Origin of the sequence: Streptomyces griseofuscus (assembly GCF_014673495.1) — a bacterium.
Lineage (GTDB): Bacteria > Actinomycetota > Actinomycetes > Streptomycetales > Streptomycetaceae > Streptomyces > Streptomyces murinus.
Genome location: NZ_CP051006.1, coordinates 2,476,750 through 2,494,257, shown reverse-complemented (window position 1 = coordinate 2,494,257; position 17,508 = coordinate 2,476,750). Strand labels below are relative to the sequence as shown.

Here is a 17,508-nt window from a genome sequence, read left to right as displayed (position 1 = left end):
ATGGACGCCATGGCCAAGACCAGTACGACGACCCAGGGGCTGCGAGCGGCGATCGAGCGCAGCGGCTACTACCCGGCCCTCGTGGCCGAGGCGGTGGAGGCTGCCGTGGGCGGCGAGCCCATCCGGTCGTACCTGGTCCACCAGGAGACCACGTTCGACCAGAACGAGGTGCGCCGCCATGTGACCGTCCTGGTCCTCACCGGCCAGCGCTTCATCGTCAGCCACACCGACGAGCAGGCCGCCGACAGCACCTCCCCGACGCCGTACGCCACCACCTCCACCGAGTCGGTGAAGCTCGGCCGGATCTCGTCCGTGGTGGTCAGCCGGGTGGTCGCCAACCCCGAGCAGTACACCCCGGGCACCCTGCCCCGCGAGGTCGTGCTCACCATCGGCTGGGGCGCGGTCAGCCGTATCGACCTGGAGCCCGCCGCCTGCGGTGACCCCAACTGCGACGCCGACCACGGCTACACGGGCAACTCCACGGCGGACGACCTCAGCCTGCGCGTCAGCGAGGCCGGGGACGGCCCCGAGACGGTGCGCGAGGCGCTCACCTTCGCGCAGGCCCTCTCCGAGGCGACCGCGGACCTCGACCACTGATGTCCCAGCTCTCCGCCTGGGACCACCCGGAGCCCCTCGCCCTGGCCACCGCCCCGCTGCCCGAGTACGGCACCGGCTCCCTCGCCGACCTGCTCCCCACGCTCGCCGCCGGCATGGGCGTGCCCGGCATGACCGCCGGGATCACCGAGCTGGCCCCGGTCGACCGCGCCTGTGTCTTCCTGGTCGACGGCCTCGGCTGGGAGCAGCTGCGCGCCCACCCGGACGAGGCGCCCTTCCTCAACTCGCTGCTCGGCAGCTCGCGCGGCGGCACCGGGCGGCCGCTCACCGCGGGCTACCCGGCGACCACCGCGGCCTCCCTCGCCTCCGTCGGCACCGGCCTGCCCCCCGGCGCGCACGGCCTGCCCGGCTACACGGTCCGCGACCCGGCCACCGGCGCGCTGATGAACCAGCTCCGCTGGCAGCCGTACACCGACCCGCGCCGCTGGCAGCCGTACCCCACCGTCTTCCAGCTGGCCCATGACGCCGGGGTGCACGCCGCGCAGGTCTCCTCGCCCACGTTTCAGCACACCCCGCTCACCAAGGTCGCGCTCAGCGGCGGCAGCTTCCACGGCAGGCTGTCCGGTGAGGAGCGGATGGACCTCGCGGCCGCGCAACTGGCCGCCGGGGACCGCTCGCTGGTGTACACGTACTACGCCGAACTCGACGGCGCGGGCCACCGCTACGGCGTCGCCTCCGACACCTGGCGCGGCCAGCTGATGTACGTCGACCGGCTCGCCCAGCGCCTCGCCGAGCAACTGCCCCCGCGCAGCGCGCTCTATGTCACCGCCGACCACGGCATGATCGACGTGCCGTTCGACGAGGAGCACCGCTTCGACTTCGACACGGACTGGGAACTGAGCGCCGGGGTCGCCCTGCTCGGCGGCGAGGGCCGGGCCCGCCATGTGTACGCGGTGCCGGGCGCCGCGAGCGACGTACTGACCTGCTGGCGCGAGGTGCTCGGCGAGCAGTTCTGGGTGGCCTCACGCGACGAGGCGATCGAGGCCGGCTGGTTCGGGCCGCACGTGGACGAACGGGTGTACGCCCGGCTCGGCGATGTGATCGCGGCCGCGTCCGACGACGTCCTGATCATCGCCTCCGAGCGGGAGCCCAAGGAGTCCGCGCTGGTGGGCAACCACGGTTCGATGACTCCCGTGGAGCAGCTGGTCCCGCTGCTCGAAGTACGCTCCTGACCGCCGCCCCGTCCGCTGTTCCGCCCCCTCCGCCGAAAGGTGCTCAACTTCTCATGCCCGAGCTGGTGTTCTTCTCCGGAACGATGGACTGCGGGAAGTCGACGCTGGCTCTACAGATCGAGCACAACCGCTCCGCGCGCGGTCTGGCCGGGATGATATTCACCCGTAACGACCGCGCGGGCGCGGGCAAGCTGTCCTCGCGCCTCGGCCTGGTCACCGACGCGGTGGAGGTCGCCGACGCCCAGGACCTCTATGTGTACGTCGTGGACCACCTCTCGCAGGGCGGCCGGATCGACTATGTGATCGCGGACGAGGCGCAGTTCCTCGCGCCCGTGCAGATCGACCAGCTGGCCCGCGTGGTGGACGACCTCGGCGTGGACGTCTTCGCCTTCGGCATCACCACCGACTTCCGCTCCAAGCTCTTCCCCGGCTCCCAGCGGCTCGTGGAGCTGGCCGACCGTGTCGAGGTGCTCCAGGTGGAGGCGCTGTGCTGGTGCGGCGCCCGCGCCACGCACAACGCCCGTACGGTCGGCGGCGAGATGGTCGTCGAGGGCGCCCAGGTCGTCGTCGGGGACGTCAACCAGGCGGCGGGCGAAATCGGTTACGAGGTGCTGTGCCGCCGCCACCACCGGCGCCGGATGACCGCCGCGACGGCCCGCGCGGCGGCCCTCTCCCCGGACGTGCTGCCCGTCTCGTCCTCCTGAGCCCACCGGGAGCCCGCCCGCTGCCCGCGGCCGGCATTGAGCCGTCAGCGTGGATCCTGGACCACCGAGAACACCGCGCCCTCCGGGTCCGCCACCGTGGCCACCCGCCCGTGCGGACTGTCATGGGCCGGGCGCACGATCCGGCCGCCGAGACCCGTCACCTGACGCAGCGTCTCCGCGGTGTCGCCCACCTCGAAGTACGTCGCCCAGTACGGCCCCCGGTCCCGGGGCAGCCCATGGCCCACACCGTGCACCCCGGCCACCGGGCGCCCGTCGACGCACAGGGTCACATAGTCGAACCCGGCGGACACCACCGGCTCCCTCTCATAACCGAACACGCTCGCGTAGAACTTGGCGACGCTCTCCGTCTCAAACGTGATCAGCTCGTTCCACGCGGGCGTGCCCGGCACCCCGGTGATCGCCGGGGCCAGATGCGCGGGCGCCTGCCAGATGCCGAACACCGCGCCCGAGGGATCCGCCGCGATGGCCAGCCGCCCGGCCTCGGCCGCGTCCAGCGGGCCGACCGCCACCGTGCCGCCGCACAGCCGTACCGCCTCCGCCGTGCGGTCCACGTCGTCCGAGGCGAGATAGGGCGTCCAGGCGATCGGCAGCCGGTTCTCCGGCGGCAGCTGGCCCATGCCGGCCACCTCGCGCCCGTCGAGCAACGCCCGCACATACGGGCCGAGCTGCTGCGGGCCCGGCCGGAACTCCCAGCCGAACAGCTCCCCGTAGAACTCCTCGGTGGCGGTGAGCCGGTGCGCCATCAGACTCACCCAGCAGGGTGTGCCGGGCGCCCGCAGCGCCTGCGGACCGGCCGACTCCCGTGCCTCGGTCATCGATCACTCTCTCCCCGGCCGCCTTGTGCGGTGGCCGTGTCGCTTCCGCTCCTCCGGCAGGTGTGTGCACGCGCCGGCGCGTACGCCCGTACCGGTGTGTCCGCATCCTCCACGGTCGCGCGGCCCAGTCGTGTCGCCGCGCCGCCGGTCCGGCGGTGTCTTCCGGAAGAATGCCTGGGCTGACGTCTTTCGCCGCTTCCTGACGAGGTCCGGCTGATGTCGGTCGGGTGTACGGCATGTGCCCGATCCCCTACGGTTCGTGATCGAGCCTGCCCGGCCGAGCAGAGTAGCCGGACCTGGACGCCGCGGCCACCCCTGGCGTATGCATGGCGCCATGACAGTCATCATCACCGCACCCGAACTCGCCGAGGCGCTCGCCGGCGAGGCGCCGCCGGTCCTGCTGGACGTGCGCTGGCAGTTGAGCCTGGCGAAGGCGGCGGGCGCCCCGCCCTTCGACGGCCGGGCCGAGTACGCGGCCGGGCACATCCCCGGCGCGGCCTTCGTCGACCTGGACCGGGAGTTGGCCGGGGCCCCGGGTGGGCAGGGCCGCCATCCGCTGCCGGACCTCGCGGAGTTCGGCGCCGCCATGCGCCGCGCGGGCGTGTCGGCGAGCCGTCCGGTCGTCGTGTACGACGGCGGCCAGGGCTGGGCCGCCGCCCGCGCGTGGTGGATGCTGCGCTGGACGGGTCACCCGGACGTGCGGGTCCTCGACGGCGGGTTGCCGTCCTGGACGGGGGAGTTGGCCACCGGGGCGTCCGTCCCGGACGGGGGCGACTTCGTGCCCGCGCCGGACGCGGCGGGCCTGCTGGACGCGGACGGGGCCGCCGAACTGGCCCGTACGGGTGTGCTGCTGGACGCTCGCGCGGGGGAGCGGTACCGGGGCGAGGTGGAGCCCGTGGACCGGGTCGGCGGGCACATCCCCGGCGCGGTCTCGGCGCCGACGACGGAGAACGTGGGCCCCGACGGACGGTTCCTGCCCGCGGTCGAGCTGAAGGACCGCTTCAAGGCCCTCGGCGTCTCCTCGGACGCGCCGGTGGGCGTCTACTGCGGCTCGGGCGTGTCCGGCGCCCATGAGGTGCTGGCGCTCGCGGTGGCGGGCATCCCGGCGGCCCTGTACGTCGGTTCGTGGTCGGAGTGGTCCGCGGACCCGTCCCGCCCGGTGGCGGTGGGCGCCGACCCGCAGTAGCGGCCACGGCAGCGCCAAGAGGGGCGGAACACCTGTGTGTTACGCCCCTCTTGGCGTCGTACGACGATCTACTCCTGCTTCTTGCGCCGGGTGCCGAACACGATCTCGTCCCAGCTCGGCACGGCGGCACGGCGGCCGGGGCGGACCCCGTCGGCCTCGGCCTGGCGGTCGGTGGCGCCGGTCAGCCGGTCGCGGTGACTGCCGACCGAGCGGGGCATGAGGACGTCCGCGTAGGCCGAGCCGGCCGAGGCGGCGGGCGCCGGCGGCTCCTCCACGGCGGCTTCCTCGTCGGGCTCGTCCGGGGTCTCCGGGGTGCGCTCGGGCACCACCAGGTCGCCGCGGAAGGAGGGCACCGCCTCCAACAGGCTGGTCAGCGAGTCCCGTTCGCCGGTGGTCTCCTCGGCGGGCTCGGACGACTGCGCGGGCAGGCTCGGCCGCTCCCGCTCGGTCTGCCGGTCGAGGGCACGGTCCATCGAACGCTCGCGCGGCAGCCGGGCGATGCGCGGGACGAACGGGAAGCTCGGCTCCGGTACGGCGAGATCGTCGGACTCGCCGATCAGCGAGCGCGCCTCGTCGTCCACGGCCTGGACCAGCCGCCGGGGCGGGTCGTACGTCCAGCTCGCCGAGTGCGGTTCACCGGCGACCCGGTAGACGAGCAGCACCTCCCAGGTGCCGTCGTCGCGGCGCCAGGAGTCCCACTGCACGGTGTCCTTCTCGGCGCCCCGCAGCAACAGCCGTTCCTGGACGGCCTCGCCGAGCAGCGGCCCCGAGTTCTCACCGGGGCGGCGGACCGGGGTCTTGCGGGCACGCTCGGCCATGAAGGCGCGTTCGGCCAGCACCGGACCCTCGAAGCGCCGTACCCGGTCGACGGGGATGCCCGCGAGCTGTGCGACCTCTTCCGCCGTGGCACCGGCTCGTATCCGCGCCTGGATGTCACGGGGGCGCAGATGGCTCTCGACCTCGATCTCGATCTGGCCGAGGCGTGGCCGGTCGCCGCGCACGGCGGCGCGCAGCCGCTCGTCGATCGGAAGCGTGTACTCCGTTGCGTCGGCAGCTTTCAGCACCAGCCGTGTGCCGTCATTCGAGACGGCCACGACACGCAGTTCGGGCATGGGGACCTCCCGGGTGGTGCCTGCCGACGTCACGTGCGTCGCTGCTTCCGCTAGTCGAGTGTGGCCTGCCCGGGTGCAGCCTGCCACAACCTTGCCGAGTTGCCCGGCGTGTCGGGCACGGGCCCTGGAACGCCGTTATGGCACGGTTACCAGTTCGCCACGCTAAGTGACAAAGTCCGTCACCCTGTGCAACTAGCCCCCTCCCGGCGGTCCTTGGTGGCCGCGGACACCCTGGTGGGAGGCCGGACCCAGGGCTCGCAACAGTACTCCATTCGGGCCACGTACGTGGATTGGCGCGCCGCCCAACTTCCGGCAAGGAGCGCGTCCGAGCCGTGCGCAACCGGATTTGTGGATCATGAACGTGGCGAAGTTCACGCAATCCCCAGAAACGGAACTAATGGTTTCGCGCATACGTCCCTATCTCGTGCGGTCAGTACCTCGATGTCGATCAAGTACGGGAAAGGCAGGCAAGTTCCGGGTATGCGTGAAACACCCGACGCGGAGCGGAAGCGGATCGACCTGAACGTCCCGCAGGTGGCGGGCAGCGCCCTGGCGGCGGTCATCGCGGCGAAGCTGGCCTCCTCCTTCGGCGTGTACGGCACGATCCTCGGCGCCGGTGTCGTCAGCGTGATCGCCACCTGCGGCGGCACTCTCTTCCAGCACTTCTTCCGGCGCACCGGGGAGCAGTTGCGGGTGGCCAAGACACCGGCCGAGGCATCCCTGGTGCCGGGTCCGCCCGCCGAGGGCGAGTTCTCCGCGGGCACCGTCTACCGCGCGCGGGTCAAGAGCTGGCGGCGGCCGGTGGTCGCGGCCGCTCTCGTGTTCGGGGTGACCATGGGCGGCATCACGACGTACGAACTGGTGTCCGGCAGCAGTTTCAGCGGCGGCTCCGGTACGACGGTCGGCGACGCGGTCGGCGGCCGGAAATCCACCGTCCACCGAACGGATGACCCCGGTCAGCTTCCCTCGCATGTCTCCCCGGGTGACGGCACCTCGTCGGACGGCGGCGCCACCCAGGACACGGGGTCGGGCTCCGGCTCGGGCACGGACTCCAGCCCGGGTCCCGGCTCCGAGGGCGGTACGGCGGACTCCGCGACGCCCTCCCCGAGCGCCTCGCCGGACGGGCGGGCCGACGGGGACCGGGCCACACCGGCCCCCGCGCCGAGCGGTTCCACCGGGGCGCCTACGGCCCCAGCACCCTCCGCAAGTAGTCGTTCCGGAACAGCCGGTCCGGGTCGAGGCTATCCCGCAACGCCGTGAACTCAGCGAACCGCGGATACACCCGCGCGAAGTACTCCGCGTCCCGGGTGTGCACCTTCCCCCAGTGCGGCCGCCCCTCGTGCGCGGTGAAGATCCGCTCGGCGGCGGTGAAGTACGACTGGTACGGCGTGCCCCGGTACATATGGACGGCGATGTAGGCGCTGTCCCGGCCCGAGGCGGTGGACAGGGTGATGTCGTCGGCCGGGGCGGTGCGCACCTCCACCGGGAAGCTGATGCGCAGCCCGGAGCGCTCGACCATCGCCTTCAGCTCGCGCAGCGTCTCCACCAGGGCCGCGCGCGGAACGGCGTACTCCATCTCCACGAAGCGCACCCGGCGCGGCGAGGTGAAGACCTTGTAAGGGATGTCGGTGTACGTCCGCGCGGACAGCACCCTGCTGGAGATCTTCGCGATCCCCGGGATGCTCGCGGGCGCGGCCCGGCCGACCCACTGGGTCACCTGGAAGAGGCCGTTGGAGAGGAACTCGTCCTCGAACCACCCGGCCAGCTGCCCGACGGGCTGCTCGGGGCCCGCGCTGCGGTTGTTGCGCTTGGTGTTGGTGTTCCCGGTGTGCGGGAACCAGTAGAACTCGAAGTGCTCGTTCTCCGCCCAGAGTTGATCGAACTCGGCGAGGACCCGGTCGAGGGGCATCGGCTCCTCGCGCGCGGTCAGCAGGAACAGCGGTTCCACGGCGAAGGTGATCGCGGTGACGATGCCGAGCGCGCCGAGCCCGAGGCGGGCGGCGGCGAAGACCTCGGGGTTCTCGGTCGCGGAGCAGCTGAGCACCGAGCCGTCCGCCGTGACGAGTTCGAGGCCCTTGATCTGCGCGGCGATGGAGGCGGAGTCACGGCCCGTGCCATGGGTGCCGGTGCTGGTGGCCCCGGAGACCGTCTGCTCCATGATGTCGCCCATGTTGGTGAGCGACAGACCCTCGCGCGCCAGTGCCGCATTGAGTCGCTTGAGCGGGGTGCCCGCCTCGACCGTGACCGTCATGGAGTCCCGGTCAATGTTGCGTATGCCCGTCAAGAGTTGAGGGCGTATCAATACGCCGTCGGTGGCGGCGATCGAGGTGAAGGAGTGCCCGGTGCCGACGGCCTTCACCGGCAGCCCGTCCTCCCGCGCCCGGCGCACGGCCTCGGCCAGCTCCTCCACCGAGACCGGGGCGACCTGCCGGACGGGCCGGGCCGCGACGTTCCCGCCCCAGTTACGCCATGTGCTGTTCGCGCCGCTCGTCTTCCCGCTCGCTGTGCTGCTCAACGGTTCCTCCCCGACCCGCGGCCGGCCTGCGCAGCCGGCGGTACCCGAGGAAACCGACCACGACCGCGACGGCCCCGGAGAGCACCGGGACCCCGTACCCGGCACGCGCCCCGGCGGCGTCGATCACCGAACCGGCCAGCGAGGAACCGAGCGCCACGCCGACCGCGAGGCCGGTGCTCACCCAGGTCATGCCCTCGGTGAGCTGCGCGCGAGGTACGTGCTCTTCGATGAGGGACATCGTCGTGATCATCGTCGGTGCGATGGACAGCCCCGCAACGAACAGCGCCACGGCCAGAAGCGGCAGGTTTCCGACCAGTAGGAGGGGGATCATACTCACGGCCATGGCGGCCACGCCCAGCAGCCAGCGGCGCTCCGCCGCCCCGGCCAGGCGCAGCAGCCCGAAGACCGCGCCCGCCGCGCACGAGCCGGCCGCGTACAGGGCGAGCACCACGCTCGCGGCGCCCTTGTGGCCGCGCTCGTCGGCGAAGGCGACCGTGACGACGTCCACCGAGCCGAAGATCGCGCCGGTCGCCACGAAGGTCGCCACCAGCACCTGGAGCCCCGGCGAGCGCAGCGCGCTGCCGCCCCCGCCGTGCCGCTCGCGGGGGTGCGGCGCGGGCTCGGTGGCGCGCAGGGCGGTCAGCCAGCAGACCCCGGCCGCCAGAAAGACGGCGGCGAGCAGCGGGCCCGCCTCCGGGAACCAGACCGTGCACAGGCCGATGGAGATGATCGGCCCGAAGACGAAGCAGATCTCGTCCATGACCGACTCGAACGAGTAGGCGGTGTGCAGCTTGGGCGTGCCCCGGTACAGGGCGGCCCAGCGGGCCCGGATCATCGCGCCCAGGCTCGGCACCGCGCCGATCCCGGCGGCGCAGGCGAACAGCACCCAGTCCGGCCCCCGGAAGTGCGCGGCCAGCAGCAGCCCGGTGGCCGCGACGAGGGCCACCAGGGTCGCGGGCCGCAGCACCCGGCTCTGTCCGTGCCGGTCCACCAGCCGGGAGACCTGCGGTCCGAGCACCGCGGCGGACAGCGCGATGGTGGCCGACAGCGCACCCGCGAGCCCGTAACGCCCGGTGAGCTGGGAGATCATCGTGACCACGCCGATGCCCATCATGGACAGCGGCATCCGGCCGAGGAGCCCCGCGGCCGAGAAGGCCTTGGTGCCGGGCACGTCGAAGAGGGCTCTGTAGGGGCTGGGCACGTGGTCTCCGAGGCGATTCCGGTAAGGCGCGAATGCGGTGGATACAGCTTACGAGTTAGGGAACCCTAAGTGCACTCGATTTCGGCTGGGGAAATTTCGGTATAAACCCACTGGATCTCGACTCTTCACCCCGCGGTTGCCGGGGTGTCGGTACCGGGTGGCAGGATCGAGACATGCCAGACGCGCTCGATGCAACTCCCTACGACGCCCTGCTGCTGCTCTCCTTCGGCGGCCCCGAGGGCCCCGACGACGTGGTCCCGTTCCTGGAGAACGTCACGCGCGGGCGCGGCATCCCGAAGGAACGCCTGAAGGAAGTCGGGAAGCACTACTTCCAGTTCGGCGGGGTCAGCCCCATCAACGGCCAGAACCGCGCCCTTTTGAAGGCCCTGCGCGAGGACTTCGCCGAGCACGGCCTGGACCTGCCGGTCTACTGGGGCAACCGCAACTGGGCGCCATACCTGACCGACACCCTGCGCGAGATGGTCGCCGACGGCCGCCGCCGCATCCTGGTCCTCGCCACCAGCGCCTACGCCTCCTACTCGGGCTGCCGCCAGTACCGCGAGAACCTCGCCGACGCGCTGGCCGCCCTGGAGGCCGAGGGCCTGGAGCTGCCGAAGATCGACAAGCTGCGGCACTACTTCAACCACCCCGGCTTCGTCGAACCGATGGTCGACGGCGTGCTGCGCTCCCTCGCCGACCTCCCCGAGGACGTCCGCGACGGCGCCCACATCGCCTTCAGCACCCACTCCATCCCCACGGCCGCCGCCGACACCTCCGGCCCCGTGGCGGCCCACGGCGAGGGCGGCGCCTACGTCGAGGAGCACCTGGACGTGGCCCAGCTGATCGCCGACGCCGTGCGCGAGCGCACCGGAGTGGACCACCCCTGGCGCCTCGTCTACCAGTCCCGCTCCGGCGCCCCGCACATCCCGTGGCTGGAGCCCGACATCTGCGACCACCTGGAGGAGCGGCACGCGGCCGGTGTCCCCGCGGTCGTCATGGCCCCCATCGGCTTCGTGTCCGACCACATGGAGGTCCTGTACGACCTTGACACCGAGGCCACCGCGAAGGCCGGGGAACTGGGCCTGCCGGTGCGCCGCTCGGCCACCGTGGGCGCCGACCCCCGGTTCGCGGCCGCCGTGCGCGAACTGATCCTGGAGCGCGCCGCCACCGAGCGCGGCCAGGACATCATCCCCTGCGCCCTGGGCACCCTGGGTGCGAGCCACCACGTATGCCCCGTCGGCTGCTGCCCGTCCCGGGCGCCCCGTCCGGCCGCCGCGGGCGCCGACAGCCCCTACGCGTGAGGAGACCCGTGACCGAGGCCCTGCACCGGGACCTGCTGCGGCTGGCCCAGGATGCCGCCCGCCGCGCCGGCGAGCTGCTGCGGGACGGCCGACCGGCCGATCTCGCCGTGGCGCGGACCAAGTCCAGCCCGATCGACGTCGTCACCGAGATGGACATCGCGGCCGAGAAACTGATCACCGATCTGATCGCCGGACAGCGCCCCGACGACGGCTTCCTCGGCGAGGAGGGCGCCTCCGCCGCCGGCACCAGCGGAGTGCGCTGGGTGATCGACCCGCTCGACGGCACCGTGAACTACCTCTACGGCCTGCCCACCTGGGCGGTGTCCATCGCCGCCGAGCAGGACGGCGAGACCGTCGCCGGGGTCGTCGCGGCCCCGATGCGCGGCGAGACATACCACGCGGTACGCGGCGGCGGCGCCTGGATCACCGGCGCGTGGGAGGGCGAACGGGCGCTCGCCTGCCGCCCCGCGCCCCCGCTGGACCAGGCGCTGGTCTCCACCGGCTTCAACTACGTCACCGAGGTGCGCGCCCACCAGGCCGAGGTGGCCGCCCGGCTCATCCCGCTGGTCAGGGACATCCGGCGGGGCGGCTCCGCGGCCATCGACCTGTGCGACGTGGCCTGCGGCCGGCTCGACGGCTACTACGAGCGCGGGCTGAACCCGTGGGACTACGCTGCGGGGGACCTCATCGCCCGGGAGGCGGGCGCCCTGACCGGTGGACGGCCCGCACAGGGCCCCTCACGGGAGCTGACGCTGGCGGGGACCCCGGGCGTCTTCGAGCCCCTCCAGGGGCTGCTGGAGGACTTCGGGGCCTGGCACGACTGACGGCCCCGGACGACCCGGAGGGTTTGTCCCCCGGATGACGCGAAGGGACCCCGGCGCTGGATTCGCCGGGGTCCCTTCGCGTGCCGGTGCCGCGCCGGTGCGCTCGGTGGATCAGACGCGGGTCGCGCCGACCTCCACACCGTGTTCGGCGGCGAGGCGGCGCAGGTCGTCCAGCTCTGCCTGCTCCACTTCCACGAGGAAGTCGTCGCCCTCGTCGCGGGCCCGCGACAGGTCGGACTCGGTCGTCTTTATGCGCTGGAGAAGTCCTGCGGTGAAAGCGTCCATGCTGCGCCCCCTCGTCCAGGGTCGGTGGGTCGGTGGCACGGGGGTGTGCCGGGTGGGAAAGGACGATCACGTCTGCCGCAGGTGCCCGGCGCGCCCGGCCGGGCGCGGCTACGGTGCCGGACACCCGCGCCCGCCCTGCACAAGCGGATCGCGAGGTACCGCATGGTGCTGCGGCACATGCAGAGCGTGATCGCGGGGTGTAAACCCGTCCTCCCCCCGCTCCCGATCCGGGAAACCTCACCGGTACAGAAATTCTCGTATTCCCGCCCAGGGCGCCCGATCCTGCGCCCGGACCCCGCTTACAGCCGACTTATGGCCGAAAAGGGCAGGATGGAGGTCACACTCCACGAACACCCCTGCCCGCGCCGGCGCCTCGGAGCGCTGCGCGGGTGGACACAGGAAGGACAAGGGACGTGCGCGTACTCGTCGTCGAGGACGAGCAGTTGCTCGCCGATGCGGTGGCCACCGGACTGCGCCGGGAGGCCATGGCCGTCGACGTCGTGTACGACGGTGCGGCCGCGTTGGAACGCATCGGCGTCAACGACTACGACGTGGTCGTCCTCGACCGCGACCTCCCGCTCGTGCACGGCGACGACGTCTGCCGCAGGATCGTCGAGCTGGGCATGCCCACCAGAGTGCTGATGCTCACCGCCTCCGGAGACGTCAGCGACCGTGTCGAGGGCCTGGAGATCGGTGCCGACGACTATCTTCCCAAGCCGTTCGCGTTCAGCGAGCTGATCGCCCGCGTGCGCGCCCTCGGCCGCCGCACCAGCGTCCCCCTGCCGCCGGTCCTGGAGCGCGCAGGGATCAAGCTGGACCCCAACCGCCGCGAGGTCTTCCGTGACGGCAAGGAGGTCCAGCTCGCGCCCAAGGAGTTCGCGGTCCTGGAGGTGCTGATGCGCAGCGAGGGCGCGGTCGTCTCGGCGGAACAGCTGCTGGAGAAGGCCTGGGACGAGAACACCGACCCGTTCACCAACGTGGTCCGGGTGACGGTCATGACCCTGCGCCGCAAACTCGGCGAGCCCCCCGTGATCGTCACCGTGCCCGGCTCCGGTTACCGGATCTGATCGACCATGGCCTCCACCCCCGCGCCCCCGCAGGCGCCCCCGAAGCCCACCTGGGACCCCCGGCGCCCGGAGCCGCCCTTTCCCTGGCTGCGGCCCACGATCCGGATACGGCTCACGCTGCTGTACGGCGGCATGTTCCTGATCGCCGGCATCCTGCTGCTGTCGATCATCTACCTGCTCGCCGCGCAGGCCATCAGCACCGGCAACCAGCCGCTGTTCAAGATCGTCAGCTTCCAGGAGCTGAAGGTCTCCAGCGACAACTGCCCCGCGATCAACACCACCAGCCTGCCGCTGGCCGACTTCAACAACACGATCAGCCAGTGCGTGGACCACCAGCGCCAGGCCGCCCTGGACAACCTGCTCAGCCGCTCGCTGCTGGCCCTGCTGGGTCTCGCCGTGATCGCCTTCGCGTTCGGTTACGCGATGGCCGGCCGGGTGCTGTCCCCGCTCGGCCGCATCACCCGCACCGCCCGCGCGGTGGCCGGCTCCGACCTGTCCCGCCGGATCGAGCTGGACGGCCCGGACGACGAGCTCAAGGAGCTGGCGGACACCTTCGACGAGATGCTGGAGCGCCTCCAGCGGGCCTTCACCGCCCAGCAGCGCTTCGTCGGCAACGCCTCGCACGAACTGCGCACCCCGCTGGCGATCAACCGCACGCTCCTGGAGGTCCATCTCTCCGACCCGGGCGCGCCGGTGGAGCTCCAGCAGCTCGGCAAGACGCTGCTGGCCACCAATGAGCGCAGTGAGCAGCTGGTCGAGGGCCTGCTGCTGCTCGCCCGCAGCGACAACCAGATCGTGGAGCGCAAACCGGTCGACCTGGCCGAGGTGGCCGGTCAGGCCATCGACCAGGTCCGCTCCGAGGCGGAGGCCAAGGGCGTGGAGATCCGCGGCGAGCGCGCACCGGCCGTGGTGCAGGGAAACGGCGTGCTCCTGGAGCGCATCGCGCTGAACCTCGTACAGAACGCCGTGCGGTACAACGTGGCCGAGGGGGGCTGGGTCGAGGTGGATACCGAGGTCCAGCACGGCCAGGCGGTGCTCACCGTCTCGAACACCGGTCCGGTGGTGCCGGCGTACGAGATCGACAACCTCTTCGAGCCCTTCAGACGGCTGCGCACCGAGCGCACGGGCAGCGACAAGGGCGTCGGCCTCGGCCTGTCCATCGTGCGGTCCGTGGCCAGGGCCCACGGCGGGCACATCGCGGCGCGACCCCGCGAGGGCGGTGGCCTCGTGATGCGTGTGACACTTCCGCTGTGATCCATGGCCCATTCCGTCGACACACGCGGGAGATGTTCGCTTTACGCGGAATTTTTCAGGGGCTGAATGGGCTTCTGTTTGTGTGATCGATCACATGGGCGGATTTCCGGCCATGTACGGTCAGTGATCATGACAGAGGGCAGAAAGCCTGAAAAGTCCTGGTTTTCAGGGCTCTTGATCACGGGAAGTACACGATGAGGCGCCTTTGAGGTGCGGTATTCGAAGCGTGTACGGTCCTCACCGCCATCCAAGCCGATCACTCTTGAGGGATCGGGTTGGGTGTCGATTGAGTAACAGCCCTTGATGTGAGGCAAAATCTCCGCCTCAGGTCGGGCACAAGTCCGGCCTCTCACGCGTTACGTGCGCTGGAGACACCGCAGACACCCAGAGGGGGAGAGCGATATGGCAACCGACTACGACACTCCACGCAAGACAGACGATGACGTCGACTCGGACAGCTTGGAAGAGCTGAAGGCCCGGCGGAACGACAAGACCACCTCCGCGGTGGACGTCGACGAGTTCGAGGCCGCCGAGGGCCTGGAACTGCCCGGAGCAGACCTCTCGAACGAGGAACTGGCCGTCCGGGTGCTGCCGAAGCAGCAGGACGAGTTCACCTGCATGAGCTGCTTCCTGGTCCACCACCGCAGCCAGCTGGCCCGCGAGAAGAACGGTCAGCCGATCTGCCGCGACTGCGACTGAGGACGGGTCGGCCATGACTGGCTCGACCCCTCCCCGGAAGCGCCGCTTCTCCCTGCGGAAAGCGGACCAAGGGCCGCCCGACGGCCCACTCGGCGCGCGTGACGACGAGCGTGGCTCCCCGGACACGGGGGCCTCGCTCGAACCGACGGCGGACCGGACCGACCATCCGGTGCCGAAGCGACGACCCGTGCCCATCGCCAGGCGGCAGGCACGGGTCATCGGTGGCAAAGCCCGGGTCATCGCCCGGGAAGGCGCCCGCAGGAGCGGTGACCGCGCTCGGGCGGGCCTGGCGTACCTCGCGGACCGTGTCATCGACATCGCCCCGCGAGTGCCCGTACGCGACCTCGCGACCCTGCGCAGGCAGTTCCCCGGTCTCGGACCCGAGGAACTCGCCGACAAGCTGGTGGCGGGCGCCGCGGCCGGGACCTCGACCATCGGGGCCGGGGTCGGCGCGGCGGCGATGCTGCCCGTACCGCCCGCCCTGCCGACCGAACTGGCCACGGAGATCACCGGGGTCGCGGCGGTCGAACTGAAACTCATCGCGGAACTGCACGAGGTCTACGGCCACCGGCCGCCCGGCAACCTCAAGGTCCGCAGCACCGCGTACCTGTCCGCCTGGTCGGGGGAGCGCGGTATCGACGTGATGAAGCCGTCGACGTACGACGCGGCCCTCGGCGGCCGCATGAAGCGCGAACTGCGCCAGCAGATCATGAAGCGGATGGTGCGGGACATGCCCACACTGATGCCCTTCATGGTGGGAGCCGCGGTCGGAGCGGTCCTGAACCGCCGGGACACCAGAAGACTCGCGGCCCGCGTCCGCGCCGATCTGCGCAAGATCCAGGTGCCCTGGGAGGAGCTGGAGCAGCTGCCGCCCCTGGAACAGCCTGCGAAGCCCCTGAGAGTGCGCGGTCTTCACAAGGAACTCTGACCCACCCCGAGACCCCCTGGGCCCTTCCCGGGCCCGCTCCGGCCCTCCTGGGCCCTTCCGGGGGACTTCCCGAGGAGCAGGTTCCTAGCTCTCCGCCGGAGTGGGCGCGTTCGCCTTGCGCGCCGCCTCGATCGCCGCCGCCAGCTGCTCCGGCTCACGCGTCGAGAGATACAGGTACGGCGTCGGGTCCTCGGGGTCCGTGACGATCACCCGCAGCGCCCTCGGGATGTACGCGCGCAGCAGCAGGAACGCGCGGACATCGGCCTTGTGCGTGCGCCAGGCGCGGGCCTCCTCCGGCTCCAGCACCTCGGACTCGCCCAGCGCCGACACCGGGATCTTCGCCTCGCCCGCGATCAGCGAGTCGCCGACCACGCGGATGCGCGGAGATCCGTACGAGCTGGCGACCACCGCGGCCGCGGCCGTACCGCCGACCAGGCCGCCCAGGATCGGCAGGGTGCCGAACGGGAAGAGGATCAGGGCGAAGGAGACGCCCACGAGAAAGCTGATCAGCCACCACGAGCGGGGGGCGGTGAGGCGTTCTTCGTACGGGGTCGCGGAGTGCTGCATGGAGCCAAGCTTGGCACGCGTTCCTGTACGAGCTCGGCGCGGGATCCTGTACAGGCCGGCGCGCGGGTAAGGTCTGCGCTCGTGAGTGGTAGTTCCGCAAGCCTTCAGCCCCCAGCCGACGCGGTGAAACCGGTACGGCACCCCGACGCGCCCGCGCCCGGGGACCTTCTCGGCGCCCACTACGAACACTGTTTCGGCTGTGGCCCCGGGCAGCCCCACGGGCTGCACCTGGAGGCGCGGGCCGGTGAGGGCGTCGCCCTGACCGCCGAGTTCACCGTCCAGCCCGCCCACCAGGGCGCTCCCGGCCTCGCGCACGGCGGGGTGCTGGCCACCGCCCTGGACGAGACCCTGGGCTCGCTGAACTGGCTGCTGCGGACCGTCGCCGTGACCGGCCGCCTGGAGACCGACTACGTACGGCCCGTCCCGGTCGGCACCACGCTCCATCTCGCGGCCGAGGTCACCGCCGTCGCCGGGCGGAAGATCTACTCCCGTGCCGTCGGCCGCCTCGACGGCCCCGACGGGCCCGTCGCCGTCCGCGCCGACGCCCTCTTCGTCGAGGTGAAGGTCGACCACTTCATCGACCACGGCCGCCCGGAGGAGATCCGGGCCGCCATGAGCGACCCCGACCAGGTCCGCCGGGCCCGTGCCTTCGAGGTGAACCCGTGAGCCCGCGGGAGCCCGTGCACCCCGCCGGCCGCCCCCCGCTGGACGTGCGGATCCGGCGCGTGGATCCGGACGTACCGCTTCCGGCGTACGAGCACCCCGGGGACGCCGGCGCCGATCTGCGCACCACCGAGGCATGCGAGCTGGCCCCCGGTGAGCGGGCCCTTCTGCCCACGGGAGTGTCGATCGCCCTCCCGGAGGGGTACGCGGCCTTCGTGCACCCGCGTTCCGGTCTCGCCGCCCGCTGCGGTGTCGCCCTGGTGAATGCTCCAGGGACGGTTGATGCCGGGTACCGTGGGGAGATCAAGGTGATCGTGGTGAATCTCGACCCGCGCGAGAGCGTGCGGTTCGAGCGCTTCGACCGGATTGCCCAACTGGTCGTCCAGCAGGTCGAGAGGGTCCGCTTCCAGGAGGTCGCGGAGCTTCCCGGCTCCGCGCGGGCCGAAGGGGGCTTCGGGTCCACCGGTGGCCATGCCGCGGTGGGCGACGACAGCGGCACAAGCGGTCGGTCCGCCGAGGGCGGCCCGACGGGTGGGAATCGATACGCTTCGGTCGTATCCGACCGGGAAGGACAGTGAC

19 protein-coding genes are annotated in these 17,508 nt (G+C 71.7%); 13 read left to right on the top strand and 6 right to left on the bottom strand.

Annotated elements, in window-relative coordinates:
* Genes HEP81_RS10895 through HEP81_RS10885 form a run of 3 tightly spaced genes read left to right on the top strand, consistent with a single transcriptional unit; the run spans position 1 to position 2,491 of the window.
* Positions 1 to 597: a DUF5998 family protein gene (locus HEP81_RS10895; RefSeq protein WP_037654142.1), complete on the top strand. Its 597-nt coding sequence runs from the start codon at positions 1 to 3 to the stop codon at positions 595 to 597.
* Complete coding sequence (locus HEP81_RS10890; protein ID WP_037654143.1) at positions 597 to 1,787, top strand: alkaline phosphatase family protein; 1,191 nt, start codon at positions 597 to 599, stop codon at positions 1,785 to 1,787. The genes HEP81_RS10895 and HEP81_RS10890 overlap by 1 nt, the downstream gene beginning before the upstream one ends.
* 53 nt (positions 1,788 to 1,840) lie before the next feature.
* On the top strand, positions 1,841 to 2,491 hold the full coding sequence (locus tag HEP81_RS10885; RefSeq protein ID WP_037654144.1) for a thymidine kinase: 651 nt from the start codon (positions 1,841 to 1,843) through the stop codon (positions 2,489 to 2,491).
* A 44-nt stretch (positions 2,492 to 2,535) separates the two neighbouring features.
* Here HEP81_RS10885 and HEP81_RS10880 read toward each other — a convergent pair whose 3' ends face one another.
* Complete coding sequence (locus HEP81_RS10880; protein WP_037654145.1) at positions 2,536 to 3,327, bottom strand: VOC family protein; 792 nt, start codon at positions 3,325 to 3,327, stop codon at positions 2,536 to 2,538.
* A gap of 334 nt (positions 3,328 to 3,661) precedes the next feature.
* On the opposite strand from HEP81_RS10880, the gene HEP81_RS10875 reads away from it, so the two are divergent.
* Positions 3,662 to 4,513 (top strand): sulfurtransferase, encoded by an 852-nt coding sequence (locus HEP81_RS10875; RefSeq protein ID WP_037654146.1) that lies wholly within the window; start codon positions 3,662 to 3,664, stop codon positions 4,511 to 4,513.
* Between the two features lie 68 nt (positions 4,514 to 4,581).
* Here HEP81_RS10875 and sepH read toward each other — a convergent pair whose 3' ends face one another.
* A complete protein-coding gene (gene sepH / locus HEP81_RS10870) occupies positions 4,582 to 5,625 on the bottom strand; it encodes a septation protein SepH (RefSeq protein WP_037654365.1) in 1,044 nt (347 codons plus the stop codon).
* 480 nt (positions 5,626 to 6,105) lie between these two features.
* On the opposite strand from sepH, the gene HEP81_RS10865 reads away from it, so the two are divergent.
* Positions 6,106 to 6,885, top strand: coding sequence for a hypothetical protein (locus HEP81_RS10865; RefSeq protein ID WP_037654147.1), 780 nt, complete (start codon positions 6,106 to 6,108; stop codon positions 6,883 to 6,885).
* Here HEP81_RS10865 and HEP81_RS10860 read toward each other — a convergent pair.
* Entirely contained in the window at positions 6,809 to 8,140 is a 1,332-nt protein-coding gene (locus tag HEP81_RS10860) for a D-arabinono-1,4-lactone oxidase (protein ID WP_037654148.1), read from the bottom strand. The genes HEP81_RS10865 and HEP81_RS10860 overlap by 77 nt on opposite strands.
* A complete protein-coding gene (locus HEP81_RS10855; RefSeq protein WP_037654149.1) occupies positions 8,088 to 9,341 on the bottom strand; it encodes an MFS transporter in 1,254 nt (417 codons plus the stop codon). Before HEP81_RS10855 ends, HEP81_RS10860 begins: the two co-directional genes overlap by 53 nt.
* 173 nt (positions 9,342 to 9,514) lie before the next feature.
* On the opposite strand from HEP81_RS10855, the gene HEP81_RS10850 reads away from it, so the two are divergent.
* Together HEP81_RS10850 and HEP81_RS10845 are read left to right on the top strand one after the other, a co-directional pair.
* On the top strand, positions 9,515 to 10,642 hold the full coding sequence (locus tag HEP81_RS10850; protein ID WP_037654150.1) for a ferrochelatase: 1,128 nt from the start codon (positions 9,515 to 9,517) through the stop codon (positions 10,640 to 10,642).
* Between the two features lie 8 nt (positions 10,643 to 10,650).
* The gene (locus HEP81_RS10845) at positions 10,651 to 11,466 is read left to right on the top strand and encodes an inositol monophosphatase family protein (protein ID WP_037654151.1); all 816 of its coding nucleotides are present in this window, start codon (positions 10,651 to 10,653) and stop codon (positions 11,464 to 11,466) included.
* Positions 11,467 to 11,577: 111 nt separating this feature from the next.
* On the opposite strand, the gene HEP81_RS10840 is transcribed toward HEP81_RS10845, so the two are convergent.
* Positions 11,578 to 11,751: a hypothetical protein gene (locus tag HEP81_RS10840; RefSeq protein WP_164932606.1), complete on the bottom strand. Its 174-nt coding sequence runs from the start codon at positions 11,749 to 11,751 to the stop codon at positions 11,578 to 11,580.
* Positions 11,752 to 12,164: 413 nt separating this feature from the next.
* Between HEP81_RS10840 and HEP81_RS10835 the strand changes: the two genes are divergently transcribed.
* From HEP81_RS10835 to HEP81_RS10820, 4 genes are all read left to right on the top strand, one after another.
* Positions 12,165 to 12,818, top strand: coding sequence for a response regulator transcription factor (locus HEP81_RS10835; RefSeq protein ID WP_007387794.1), 654 nt, complete (start codon positions 12,165 to 12,167; stop codon positions 12,816 to 12,818).
* 6 nt (positions 12,819 to 12,824) lie between these two features.
* Positions 12,825 to 14,072: a sensor histidine kinase gene (locus tag HEP81_RS10830; protein ID WP_037654154.1), complete on the top strand. Its 1,248-nt coding sequence runs from the start codon at positions 12,825 to 12,827 to the stop codon at positions 14,070 to 14,072.
* A gap of 402 nt (positions 14,073 to 14,474) precedes the next feature.
* Complete coding sequence (locus HEP81_RS10825) at positions 14,475 to 14,771, top strand: DUF4193 domain-containing protein (RefSeq protein ID WP_037654155.1); 297 nt, start codon at positions 14,475 to 14,477, stop codon at positions 14,769 to 14,771.
* Positions 14,772 to 14,784: 13 nt separating this feature from the next.
* Positions 14,785 to 15,699 (top strand): hypothetical protein, encoded by a 915-nt coding sequence (locus HEP81_RS10820; RefSeq protein WP_037654157.1) that lies wholly within the window; start codon positions 14,785 to 14,787, stop codon positions 15,697 to 15,699.
* An 84-nt stretch (positions 15,700 to 15,783) separates the two neighbouring features.
* Here the strand turns inward: HEP81_RS10820 and HEP81_RS10815 are convergent, their stop codons facing one another.
* Complete coding sequence (locus HEP81_RS10815; protein ID WP_037654158.1) at positions 15,784 to 16,266, bottom strand: DUF3093 domain-containing protein; 483 nt, start codon at positions 16,264 to 16,266, stop codon at positions 15,784 to 15,786.
* Positions 16,267 to 16,347: 81 nt separating this feature from the next.
* Between HEP81_RS10815 and HEP81_RS10810 the strand changes: the two genes are divergently transcribed.
* Positions 16,348 to 16,932: a PaaI family thioesterase gene (locus HEP81_RS10810; protein WP_037654161.1), complete on the top strand. Its 585-nt coding sequence runs from the start codon at positions 16,348 to 16,350 to the stop codon at positions 16,930 to 16,932.
* Positions 16,929 to 17,507, top strand: coding sequence for a dUTP diphosphatase (dut, locus tag HEP81_RS10805; protein WP_051850075.1), 579 nt, complete (start codon positions 16,929 to 16,931; stop codon positions 17,505 to 17,507). The genes HEP81_RS10810 and dut overlap by 4 nt, the downstream gene beginning before the upstream one ends.
* Position 17,508 lies beyond the last annotated feature (1 nt).